The sequence below is a fragment of the Caryophanon latum genome, from assembly GCF_001700325.1.
Taxonomy (GTDB): Bacteria; Bacillota; Bacilli; order Bacillales_A; family Planococcaceae; genus Caryophanon; species Caryophanon latum.
Genome location: NZ_MATO01000037.1, coordinates 1 through 11,872, shown reverse-complemented (window position 1 = coordinate 11,872; position 11,872 = coordinate 1). Strand labels below are relative to the sequence as shown.

Annotated in this window: 13 protein-coding genes and 1 riboswitch; of the genes, 9 read left to right on the top strand and 4 right to left on the bottom strand. The window is 41.3% G+C overall.

What is annotated here, in order from left to right:
- Positions 1 to 80: 80 nt before the first annotated feature.
- Entirely contained in the window at positions 81 to 1,613 is a 1,533-nt protein-coding gene (locus A6K76_RS09910) for a TcaA NTF2-like domain-containing protein (RefSeq protein WP_066464616.1), read from the bottom strand.
- Between the two features lie 111 nt (positions 1,614 to 1,724).
- On the opposite strand from A6K76_RS09910, the gene A6K76_RS09905 reads away from it, so the two are divergent.
- The 5 genes from A6K76_RS09905 to A6K76_RS09885 all read left to right on the top strand — a co-directional run bounded on the left by A6K76_RS09905 (position 1,725) and on the right by A6K76_RS09885 (position 7,784).
- Positions 1,725 to 2,126 (top strand): zinc ribbon domain-containing protein, encoded by a 402-nt coding sequence (locus A6K76_RS09905; protein WP_066464614.1) that lies wholly within the window; start codon positions 1,725 to 1,727, stop codon positions 2,124 to 2,126.
- Entirely contained in the window at positions 2,127 to 3,731 is a 1,605-nt protein-coding gene (locus A6K76_RS09900; RefSeq protein ID WP_066464612.1) for a zinc ribbon domain-containing protein, read from the top strand.
- Between the two features lie 342 nt (positions 3,732 to 4,073).
- Positions 4,074 to 5,336 (top strand): OFA family MFS transporter, encoded by a 1,263-nt coding sequence (locus tag A6K76_RS09895; protein ID WP_083995381.1) that lies wholly within the window; start codon positions 4,074 to 4,076, stop codon positions 5,334 to 5,336.
- A gap of 214 nt (positions 5,337 to 5,550) precedes the next feature.
- Positions 5,551 to 5,631: riboswitch (glycine riboswitch) on the top strand.
- A 159-nt stretch (positions 5,632 to 5,790) separates the two neighbouring features.
- Positions 5,791 to 7,131 carry an amino acid permease gene (locus A6K76_RS09890; protein ID WP_066464611.1) on the top strand — a complete coding sequence of 447 codons (1,341 nt, stop codon included), beginning with the start codon at positions 5,791 to 5,793 and terminating at the stop codon, positions 7,129 to 7,131.
- Between the two features lie 239 nt (positions 7,132 to 7,370).
- Positions 7,371 to 7,784, top strand: coding sequence for a hypothetical protein (locus tag A6K76_RS09885; protein ID WP_066464610.1), 414 nt, complete (start codon positions 7,371 to 7,373; stop codon positions 7,782 to 7,784).
- A 23-nt stretch (positions 7,785 to 7,807) separates the two neighbouring features.
- On the opposite strand, the gene A6K76_RS09880 is transcribed toward A6K76_RS09885, so the two are convergent.
- Both A6K76_RS09880 and A6K76_RS09875 read right to left on the bottom strand, forming a co-directional pair.
- Positions 7,808 to 8,269 (bottom strand): Dps family protein, encoded by a 462-nt coding sequence (locus A6K76_RS09880; protein ID WP_066464608.1) that lies wholly within the window; start codon positions 8,267 to 8,269, stop codon positions 7,808 to 7,810.
- A gap of 30 nt (positions 8,270 to 8,299) precedes the next feature.
- Positions 8,300 to 8,554 (bottom strand): hypothetical protein, encoded by a 255-nt coding sequence (locus tag A6K76_RS09875; RefSeq protein ID WP_066464606.1) that lies wholly within the window; start codon positions 8,552 to 8,554, stop codon positions 8,300 to 8,302.
- Between the two features lie 144 nt (positions 8,555 to 8,698).
- On the opposite strand from A6K76_RS09875, the gene rarD reads away from it, so the two are divergent.
- From rarD to A6K76_RS09855, 4 genes are read left to right on the top strand one after another with little or no spacing between them, the layout of a single operon-like run.
- Positions 8,699 to 9,601, top strand: a complete 903-nt coding sequence (gene rarD / locus A6K76_RS09870; protein WP_083995380.1) for an EamA family transporter RarD — start codon at positions 8,699 to 8,701, stop codon at positions 9,599 to 9,601.
- Positions 9,602 to 9,658: 57 nt separating this feature from the next.
- A complete protein-coding gene (locus tag A6K76_RS09865; protein WP_066464605.1) occupies positions 9,659 to 10,357 on the top strand; it encodes a cytochrome c biogenesis CcdA family protein in 699 nt (232 codons plus the stop codon).
- Between the two features lie 25 nt (positions 10,358 to 10,382).
- The gene (locus tag A6K76_RS09860) at positions 10,383 to 10,745 is read left to right on the top strand and encodes a response regulator (protein WP_066464604.1); all 363 of its coding nucleotides are present in this window, start codon (positions 10,383 to 10,385) and stop codon (positions 10,743 to 10,745) included.
- 20 nt (positions 10,746 to 10,765) lie between these two features.
- The gene (locus tag A6K76_RS09855; protein ID WP_066464603.1) at positions 10,766 to 11,251 is read left to right on the top strand and encodes a CcdC family protein; all 486 of its coding nucleotides are present in this window, start codon (positions 10,766 to 10,768) and stop codon (positions 11,249 to 11,251) included.
- 25 nt (positions 11,252 to 11,276) lie between these two features.
- On the opposite strand, the gene A6K76_RS09850 is transcribed toward A6K76_RS09855, so the two are convergent.
- On the bottom strand, positions 11,277 to 11,729 hold the full coding sequence (locus A6K76_RS09850) for a DUF2621 family protein (protein WP_066464601.1): 453 nt from the start codon (positions 11,727 to 11,729) through the stop codon (positions 11,277 to 11,279).
- Between the last annotated feature and the right edge of the window lie 143 nt (positions 11,730 to 11,872).

The window sequence follows — 11,872 nt, the reverse complement described above, 5'->3', positions numbered from 1 at the left end:
TCGGATAGCTCTTTTTTTGCGTTCATAGAAACAAGGAATGCCTTGTCGAGTTCAACTGCTCTGGCATTCCTTGTTCCTAATTACAACTGTAGTGCAGTAATATATAATTGCCCGTCAATTCGTTTTACTGTGTACGTCGACTTTTGCACAATGTTGTTCGTCCCTTCATTTGGCTTCGTAATCGAATAATTCTCGCTTACGTTGACAGTGAAGTGGTCGTTTGTATGCAGATTAATCGATGAAATAGAATAGCTTGTCGCACTCGATTGGATGTTGCGATTTAATAAGCTTTGTAAATAAGCAGTTTGCTCGCCATAAAACGAAGAGCTCGTATGAATAACTTCGTGTAAACTGTTTACGTTTCCTGCTGAATACATCGATAAATATTGTTGTAGCAAGTTATTAATTTCAGCTTCGGCTTGCTGCTCCGTTTGCGCTTGCTCGACCGCTACTTGCTGCGCTATTTGTACTTCCTCAGCCGCTTGTTGTTGTGCCGCTTGTGCTTGCTCCTGTGCCGTTATTTTCGCATCATGCTCCGGGAACATGACGGTCATATACATATCGCTATTAATTTCGAGCGGGTCTGATTCATACGCAATGCCATCTTCAGTAAATGAAGCGGTTAATGTAATCGTCACACCTTCTGGAATGTATAATACGTTGTCTGGTGCATATGTCGCTTTATCGAGTGCCACACCATTAACGTAATAGGTAAAGTCATCATACACCGCATCTGGTACTGCTACTTCATACAGCCCGAAATTCGCGTCTAGCTCATTTTGTTCAGTCGGGGTAACGTGTAGTGCGTACGGCTCCTCGGTGCTACCGAACGGGCTTTTCCATACCGCGGTATACATATATTGCCCAGGTAAATAATGTCCAAGTATGGTCGCTTCATCAATTTTTTGTTCCTCACTGTCGAGTTGAACGTACGCATCTTGAATATTTGTCGTCGCGACTACTTCAAATGGTAATGGTGAAATTGAATAATATGGAAAAAGACCAAGTTTCTTTTCTTTCGTAATGACATATTCATTGACTGTCGCAGATGAAATGGCTGTTGTGATGCTCGTTCGTTCATCATTTTTCAACACGTCGAGCGCACTTAAAATTGACTGCACGCGGTTTGATAACACGTCGCTTTCATGAATATACGTCTCGTACGCTTCCTTTTGCTCATCCGATGCGTCAATTGTGAGTGCATCTAAAAAGAGCTCTGTATTTTGTGTGTCTGCGGCTTGTTGAAGTTGCTCAACTAACTGCTTTTCATTTGCAAAATAGCTTGACGCTGCTACCCATGTACCGCCTGAAAGCATCGCGAAAATAGCGATTAATACGAGTGGTAACAATGCTTTACGTGAGCGCTTTTTTTCTATTTTTGGTGTCGTAGCTTCTGGACGGGCAGCAGCAACTGTTGTCGGCTTATTAAATGAACGTGGGAATGGGCGGCGTTCACCACATCGGCGACAAAACGCTGCATCGCCTTCATAATCGTGCTGACAAACAAGTTTGTTTTGCCGTGCAGCGAGCGTATGCCCACAATGGATGCAAAACTTTACGTGCGCATCATTTTGTTGACGACACGCTTCATTAGGACAAATGTTTGGATTCAAAATAACAATTCCCTCCTTTATGTTGCATTAATTATACAATATTTTCTATTGCTATTGTAAATAAAGTAATTAGAGGATAAAATTTTATAAGATGAATGAAGGGGGAAATGTATGTCAGTCAATGTAAAAGAACAGCGTCAGCTACTTGCACAAAGAAAAGAAGCGCGCATTTTAAAAATGATGCAATTAGGGGAAAAGGTATATAAAAAAGCACTTTCAAGCGACTTACATTACGGTGAATATGCGGCGGATGCTACGGAAATTTTAGCGATTGATAAGGAGATTTATCAATTAGGTAAAGCGACGATGGAGCAAGTACAAACGCTAGGAAAATGTTCCGAATGTCAAAATGCAGTGCCGCCAAACACGAAATTTTGTGGGCATTGTGGTCAGCTGCAAACACCATTTGCAGACGAGCTTACACGTAAAAAGCCGTGTCGTGTATGTGAGCAGCAAATCGATGAACAGCTTCGTTTTTGTCCGTGCTGTGGTACAGGACAAGGAGGCATTTAAATGAGCTGTATTCATTGTCAACAGCAGCATGCGTCATACGATACGTATTGTCCCATGACAGGGAAACTTATTGATGATACGAATGTTCGAAAATATACATATGAACTGCTCGATTTTTGTATGTCATGTGGTCAAGCAAACGATAAAAAAAGCTTGCATTGCAGTCAATGTGGCACGCAAACATCCGCAGTAACACCAAAAAATAAAGTAGGGCATCTTCTTGACCAAAGCTTAACGGCAATTCCAGATTTAACGCGTAATATGGATTTTGAAAAAGGAAAGATGACCGTTAAAAATGCAACGAAACAGCATTCAGCTTACATTAAACGTACGCCGCTTATTTTGTTGCCAGTCGCTATTTCAATTGTTATTATGTTAATTTTTTCAGCAGTTATCGTGCATCAATTTAAAGATGACCTTAGCATGGTTGGTGACTTATTAGATTTAGATGAAATGAATGTGTTTGACCCAGAAATGTTAAGCGCGGCGTTATCAAGTGAGCTTGGCATTGATGTCGACATTCCAGCATTGCCGATTTTTACGATGTTTATTGCGATGCTACACAATATCGATCTATCACTTTCAATGGAACTCATTAAAAATGGAGACGATTACGTGAAGCAAATGAAGCAGTCCAACATCTTTTTAGGGCTTATGCTCATTCCGGTTATTGCGCTATGCATCGGTGCAATCGTGTACGGCATCATGGCGAAAAAATATCAGTGGCATTTTTGGCGCGGCATTGCGTACTCAAGCGTGCTGTATACGTTATTTTTAACTATTACGTCGTTGTTTGCACGCTACAAAGCAAAGGCAAGCGGTGTTGACTCCTCAGATGACATTGCGAGTGTAACGATTAAGCTCGTGCCGTCACTGCTTGATACAGTTGTAACCGGTGTGCTACTTAGCGGGTTTATTTTCGGACTCGTAGCATATGTGACGTATGCAGGAAAAGGGCTACTAGCGAAGATAAATGAAGAATACGTCTACATGAAATATACGCTATACGCACTTGCTGTAACGGCAATTGGCTTGTTCGTGCATTTCATTAACGCCTTTATTGCATTAAAAAGTAGTGCATCAAGTGCAGGGGATTCGTTTTTGGAGGCACTCATTATGGAGCAAATTCCAAGTGGTGTCTATTACATCGTATCTATGTATACTGGTGTGATGAACTGGTATTTAACGTTCTTTGGGAAAATTAATATGCAAGGTGATAGTGAATTTATTGAATATACGTGGTTTTTTAAAGAAGGTATATATGCAGCAGAATTAGAAGAACTCATTGAAATGACGACGTTTATTCCACCAGTAATGTTCGTTGTCATTACATTCGTATTACTAGCAAGTATTGGTGCTTTATTAACAAAATGGGCAACGATTTCGATAAAGGAAGCAGCAATCGTTGCAGCGATTTTTGCAGCGATTCAAATTGTATTATTGTATTTCGTTAACATTGAAGTACAACTTACGGATGATGGTGATAAAGAAGCATTACAATTTGGTGTTGTGATTGTACGCCAATTTATTACAACAGCACTGTTTGCGTTTGCAGCGATTTTTGCAGGTTCGTACGGCAAAATAAAGTGGCAACAACGCGTATAAATAATGGCTATGCTCAAGCATCCTCTGCTTGAGCATAGCTTTTTTGAATGAATAGGAACGCAACATACTGTATGTTTGTTATAGGACAGTGATCAGACTTTTGAAGTGGTGAAAAAAACACTTTAAAAACGTACTTTTATTATATAATTCCTTTTAAATGTTCGTGAAAAATGATATTTAACGCTTCGTTTAACAAGAAAATGACAAAAACGACCGTAAAAAACATTTACGCTCCTAGTTTCATACGCTATAATGACGATATTGTGTTTTAATACAGAAAGCTTGAACGGCACAAAATAATAGCTTTTGCAGCGAATCTGGAAAGCGTAAGGAGTATTTTTCGTGGGTAACATTGAAAACAAATGGATGCGTGCAGTATTGCCAGCACTACTCATCCACTGTAGTATCGGGACTGTATATTGCTGGTCATTATTTAAAGCAGACATTGCGTATTACATCGATCGACCATTAAGTGAAGTCGAGTGGGCATTTAGCTTAGCGATTTTCGTGCTTGGGATGTCCGCAGCGTTTGGTGGGCGCTTCGTTGAGAAAAATGTTAAGCGCTCGGCATTATTATCAACATTGTTCTTTACAGTCGGCATGGTCGGCACAGGTTTTTTCATTTATCAAAAATCATTAATTGGCATTTTCATTTGTTACGGTGTCATTATGGGGATTGGGCTCGGTATCGGCTACTTAACGCCGGTGAAAAACTTAATGCTTTGGTTTGCAGATCGTAAAGGGTTAGCAACAGGTATTGCAGTAGCAGGCTTCGGCTTAGCGAAAGTTATTGCGTCACCGTTAATGGAAATGTTAATGGGACCAACGAATGCGGACGGTACGCTACAAAATCCGGCGAACGTTTATAACATGTTTTACATTTTAGCGGCGATTTATGCTGTATGTATGATTATCGGCTTCCTGCTTATTCGTAAGCCAAAAGGTCATGTTGAATCAGCGGCAGCAGCAAAAGCGTTCAGCTATCGTAAAGTGTTGTCAAACAAAGTGTTTATTGGCATTTGGATTATGTTCTACATTAACATTACGTGTGGTTTAGCGTTAATTTCGCAGGAGAAATCAATGCTTGCGGCAGTTGGCTTTACAGCAATCGGCTTAATGAGTGCGGTAACGGCGGTGTTTAATGCAGGTGGACGTTTATTCTTCTCAGCGTGGGCAGACCGTTTACGCGATCGCAATACGATTTATAAAATTATTTTCGGCTCAGCGCTCGTGTCAATCGGTGCGATGATCGTATTTGACGGCATTAACGCAGGCTCGGTCGTACTTGTTGTCGTATTACTTTGCGTCATTAATGCAGGGTACGGCGGTGGCTTCTCGAACTTACCGACGTTACTTGCAGACCGCTTCGGCTTAAACAGCATTTCAACAGTGCACGGCTTAGCGTTATCAGCATGGGCGTTTGCAGGTCTTTCGGGCAATCAGCTCAGCGCGAAAATTTTAGCAGCGACAGGTTCTTACGATTATGTTATGTATGCCATTTTAGCGTTATTTACAGTGGCGATTTTAATTAGTATGTTCGTCGTAAAACCAGGGCTTGTGACGTTTGGACAAAAAGAGGCGATTGCAAAAGAGCAGCACGCATAATAAAGAACGGTTTGGGCAATTAATCGCTCAAACCGTTTTTTTGTATCAATTTTACGACAAATGAAGTGTTGATTTGTTAAATACGCACAATTTTTCTATTGTACAAAAATTTTAATGTTGGCAAGTTGTCAAAAAACTGCTATAGTATGTCACATACTACATTGCACGATGAATTTCATATTTGCGTTGACAGCTAATGGGTCGTACTATAGCTCGAGCAGTTTCTGGAGAGAGTATACATTCGTATACCGCCGAAGGGTTCACCATCTCAGGCAAAGCGGACAGAAGGGTATTAAAGAAACGTCACATTTTTTTGTGATATGCTTCTTTAGTTTTTTATTATGTTGTTATAATAAATTGCGATATCTTTCACGTAAGTTTGAGGTTGGGACATGTTCCTAGCCTCTTTTTTGTGCCATTTGCGATGTAAGTTATGATTTAGGAGGAATTTGTTTTGGCACAGCAGCAACAATTAAAGCGAGATTTAAAAAATCGCCACGTGCAGCTTATTGCAATTGGCGGCACGATTGGTACAGGGTTATTTTTAGGTGCGGGGAAAGCAATTGAGCTTGCCGGACCATCGATTATTTTAGCGTATTTAATTGTCGGCACAGCGCTATTTTTCGTCATGCGCGCGCTCGGCGAACTGTTATTAACAGATGCAGGCTTTGAAAGCTTTACCGATTTTACGACGCATTATGTCGGCTCATGGGCGGGCTACGTAACTGGGTGGACGTATTGGTTTTGCTGGATCATGGTGGCCATGGCAGACATTATTGCAGTCGGTTTGTATGTTAACTATTGGTTTGATATTCCACAGTGGATTCCGTCATTAATTGCAGTTGTCGTATTACTAGGACTGAATTTATTAACGGTAAAGCTGTTCGGTGAGCTTGAGTTTTGGTTCGCCTTAATTAAAATTATTACGATTGTCGGCTTAATTATTGTAGGAATTGTGATGATTGTAAGCGGCTTTGAAACGGAATATGGCAAAGCGAGCGTCAGCAATTTATGGGAGCACGGCGGATTTTTCGCAAACGGCTTATCAGGGTTTTTATTAGCGTTCCAAATGGTTGTGTTTGCGTTCGTTGGGGTAGAGCTCGTCGGGGTAACAGCATCTGAAACGGCGGACCCGAAAAAAAATATTCCATCAGCAATTAACAAAATTCCGATGCGTATTTTATTGTTTTACGTCGGAGCATTAATCGTTATTTTATCGATTACACCGTGGACGAACATTTCGGGTGCATCAAGCCCGTTCGTACAAGTGTTTACGCTCGTTGGTATTCCGGTAGCGGCTGGTTTAATTAACTTCGTCGTGTTAACGTCAGCAGCGTCAGCGGGTAACTCAGGGTTATTTTCAACGAGCCGCATGCTGTACAACTTAGGAAAAAATAACAACGCACCGAAAACGTTTGCAAAGTTAAATCGTCGCGCTGTTCCACAAAATGCGCTTATAACGTCAACAGTTGTTGCAGCGTTTGGCGCACTGCTTTCGAAGCTTTTACCAAATACAGCGTTTGATTTAGTAACAACGATTTCAGCGATTTGCTTTATTTGGGTGTGGAGCATGATTTTAATTTCACATATTATTTATAAGCGTCGCCATCCAGAGCAGCACGCAGCGTCAACGTTTAAGGCGCCGCTAACACCGGGCGTAAACTATGTCATTTTAGCGTTCTTTGCGTTTTTACTTGTCGTAATGGCAGTGGCAGAGGATACGCGCATAGCATTATTATGTACGCCGATTTGGTTCATCATCGTCGCCATTTCGTATAAGTTGAAGAAAAAATGATGAGAAAAGTAGCTGTCGTTGTGTGAGGCCACTGAAAAAGTCGATTCACCCTACATTTTCTAGTATAAATCAACTTTTATTCTATACAAAAACGCGAAATTCAAAGTTAAGTACAACGAATTTTCGCGTTTTTTTAGTTTTTCAGCAGCCTCTCGTTGTGCAGCTGCTTTTTTGTGCGTAAAAAGAGGTGAATGGAGGAACGTTTGTTATAATAGAGACAATAGTAGGGAGGGAGTTTCGTGAAAAAGAGATTTATTGTTGGGGTGACGACGTCTTTGCTTGGTCTATTGGGAGCGGGCGTTTGGACAGGGATACGAAAGCTCGATGCACAACAGCCCTTTCAGGAAGTGTATACCGGCTATTTTATGCATGAAGATGTGCTGGAGTATGCGGTCGTCGATGAGGTCGTAGTTGAAGGCGAGGCGCTACAGCAGTTACTGCAATATGCAGATCGTATGACGTTACAGAAAAAGACATGTGTTGTGAACGCACAATATGAAATGGCACTCCATTCAATAAAGGGGACAATCGTGTACGTCAGCATCGGCTCGGCGCGTGTCATGGCGGTAAATGGTATGACATATAAAGTTGTAAACGGTGAGCGATTTTATGAAGCAGTACGTCAGCTCAATGAAAAAGGAAGCGCCGAGTGAGCAGCGCTTCCTTTTTGTTTATGTTATTTTGCTCGTTCACCTAAAAAGGCGTTTAGCATCCATACGTGCTTTTCAAGTGATTGAATCATGCCATTTAGTAAATCCTCGGTGCGATCGTCGCCAGCTTCACTTGCAGCATCCATCGTGCTTTTCGCAGCTGTTTGGATTTTTGTGAAATCTTTTACGATCGTAGCAACCATTTTAGACGCATCTTCTTTGCCTGTAGCTTCTTTTACGAGTGAAATCGCGAGCTGCTCTTTTAATGTAGCGACCGGTTTTTCACCACGTGATAAAATACGCTCTGCTAAGTCGTCTAAATGAAGAGCCGCCTCATTGTACAGCTCCTCAAATTTCGTATGTAATGTGAAAAATGATGGGCCGCTTACGTACCAGTGATAGTTATGTAGCTTTGTGTAAAGAACTGACCAAGAAGCGACGAGTTCATTTAATTGTTGTTCGATTGTAAGTTGTTTTGTTTTTGCCATGTTCAGTACTCCTTTGTAATATACAATGTGTTAATACATGACGCGATGTGCAGCGATAAACAGCGTCATCATAAAGAGAATGCAGCCGAGCTCAAATGTAATCGAAAAAGCATCGAGCTGTTCATGCTGTAGCTGCTTATAAAGTCGCATACAAAAATACGCAATGATTGGTAAAAATAAAGCGGTCGTCGGAATCGGCGTTACAACGATACAGACGATAAGCGCAATTAATAACGGTATAAGTAGTGAGCTGCGAATCGCGAGCTGTTGTCGTAAATGCTCCATCCGTTTCCCTCCTTTATTGATGTAATACTACTTTAAAATAAAAATTCAGAAAAGTAAATATATTTATCCCTATTTGTACAAGTAATTGCGCATTGTCGTTTGTTTATAGAAGGCATATAATGAGGACGGTAAAGGAGTGAAAGTGTGAACGAAAAAGTAGGTTTTATTAACGGTATTACGATGTATGTTATGTGGGGACTGTTTCCACTTTTTTGGACGTTGCTTAGTGATGTTAACAGCTTTGATACACTCGCAAACCGCATCGTCTGGTCGTGCGTCTTCAGTATCGGTGCGATCATCGCGCTCAAAAAATGGTCGGCATTTTACGGCGTACTTGGGCAGCTGTTGCGCACGCCGAAAAAAGTGCTCGTTTTATTTGCAGCATCGCTTTGCATTTCGTTTAATTGGTTTATGTACATTTGGGCGGTTGCAAATGAGCATATTATTGATACGAGCTTAGGGTATTACATTAATCCGCTTCTGTCGATTTTGTTCGGTGTACTTATTTATAAGGAAAAGCTGCTGCGCGGTCAGCAAATGGCATTATGCATTGCGGCGTTTGGTGTGCTATTAATGATTATTAACGTCGGGGAAGTACCGTACATTGCGTTATCGCTCGCGTTGTCGTTTGCGTTATACGGCGTGTTAAAGAAGCAAATTCAGCTAGAGGCACTTCATTCTGTGGCGATTGAGACGCTGTTTGTACTACCGATTGCGGTTACGTATTTACTAGTGCTTCAGCAACGCGGTTTGTCGGCATTTGGGCATATGAGCGTAACGACCGACTTTTTGCTCATCATTTCAGGTGTGTTAACGGTAATTCCGCTCGTATGCTTTGCGGTGGCGACGAAGCATTTGCCGCTATATGTCATTGGCTTTTTGCAATACATTACGCCGACGATGACGTTGCTGCTCGGTATCTTTTTATATGAAGAAACGTTTAGCAATGCGCAGTTTATGAGCTTTGCGTTTATTTGGGTAGCGCTTTTACTGTTTAGTGTAACGACGTATCGACATCAAAAAAAGCGACGTACAGTGAGCGAGTAACGCGCAAAACGACGACGCTTTTGGTAACATGTGAAGTAACGTAAAGGGGGAGAGTAAATGAATGTTTTTTTAGCGTTCGGCGCAGGTTTTTTAAGCTTTATTTCACCGTGTACGCTGCCGTTATATCCAGCATTTTTATCGTATATTACAGGTATGAGCATCGATGAGCTAAAAAATGAACGTGGTATGCTGCAGCGTCGAGCCATTTTACATACATTATTCTTTTTACTAGGTTTTTCAATTATTTTTATTGCGATTGGTTTTGGTACATCGTTTGTGTATGAGTTTTTTGTCACGTATCAAACGTTGCTGCGTCAAGTTGGAGCGATTTTAATTGTGCTGTTTGGCTTCATCGTTGTCGGTTGGTTAAACATCGACTTTTTGCAAAAAGATCGTACATTTCAGTTTAAAAATCGACCAGCTGGCTATGCAGGCAGCTTGCTTATTGGTTTAGCATTTGCGGCTGGTTGGACGCCGTGTACTGGGCCGATTTTAATGAGTATTATTGCGCTTAGTGCGACGCAGCCAGATTCGGCGATGCTGTACATGCTGCTTTATTTTTTAGGGTTTGCGCTACCATTTTTCACGCTATCATTTTTCATTTCGCGCATTCAGTTTATTCGCAACTATAGCGCACGCATCGTTAAAATCGGTGGGTATTGCATGATTGCACTCGGTGTTTTATTATTTTTTGATGGGATGACGTTATTCATTCGTTTTATTTCCCCAATTTTTGGTGGCTTTACGGGCTTTTAGTTTTTGAGAAGAGAGGATGGTGGACATGGCAACAGTTTTAGTAGTAGATGATGCGATGTTTATGCGTGTAACAATTAGTAATATGATGGAGCAATGGGGCTATCGTGTCGTTGCGCAGGCAGCAAACGGTCAAGAGGCGATTGCGAAATTTGAGGAGTGCGAGCCAGACGTCGTAACGATGGACGTCACGATGCCAATTATGAATGGCATTGATGCCGTAAAAACGATTATGGAGCGCAATCCAGATGCAAAAATTGTCATGATTACCGCACTGGGGCAGCAAAAGCTTATTAAGCAAGCACTTGCATACGGTGCGAAAGATTTCGTGACAAAGCCGTTTGATCCAGTACATTTAAAAGAAGTAATTGATAACGTATTAACATTATAGGTTAAGAAGGAGGGGAATGAATGCTTGAGGAAATCCCTTCACATTATATAGCGATTGTTTCAACGATCGTCGCTATTTTTATGGGAGTTAGCGTCATGATGATGCGCATGCGTGCACATCGACGACCGATTAATGAAAAGCGCATTATTATTCCACCTGTTGCGATGTCGACAGGGGCACTTATGTTTATATATGAGCCATTTCGGGTCGCACCGATGCAAATTTTAGAAGTGTTTGTGCTCGGTGCATGTGCGTCGCTACTACTTATTTGGAAAACGCAATTTGAAGTGCGAGAAGACGGCATTTATTTAAAAAAATCAAAGGCATTTTTATTCATTTTAGTTGGGCTGCTCGTCGTTCGCGTTATTGCGAAGCTCGTCATGCAAAACTCAATTGACTTCGGGGAGCTAGCGGGCATGTTTTTCTTGTTGGCCTTCTCGATGATTGCGTGCTGGCGCATTGCGATGTTTATAAAATTTAAAAAAATAAAGGCAACGATTCAGTAAATGGTCGAAAAAATAAAGCATGTGCTCATTCGGGCGCATGCTTTATTTTTTCGTCTAACATTAAATGTTCGTACGGTGAAATATCGATATGTAGCTCCTGCAGCTTTTTACGTAAAAACTTATGATCGCGCTTTGGTGAGGCGATAATGTAGCCGCGAATAATTAACTCTTCATCAAGCGCAGTTGCACGCTGCTCAAGTGCTAGCTTGCCAATGGTACCGCCGATTTTTTCCTTCGCAACGCTGCGAAACAATTCCGGAACCGGTGCAGTTAATTCATTTAGCAGCTCTTTTTGCTCGTCGCTCCATAAATGAATCGTTTGTTCTAAGTAATAATTTTGCCAATCGAGTTCGGATAAACCGTCTTGCTTTGGCAGCTGCTTTAAAAATTTACGGAACATGAAAAAGCCACCAATCGCCATGAGCACCACCATAATAATAATCCAGCTAACAATTAATAATGAAAACGAACTGCCCATTTATATTCCCCCTTTTCTTTAGTATACAAAATAAACGCTAAACATTAAAAAAATAGTCGCTCATGTCCACTTATTTGTTTGCGAGCGCTATATAGTGGCGAAAGGAGCATTCCTGTTAGAAAACTTTTCGGGGACTTGAAAAT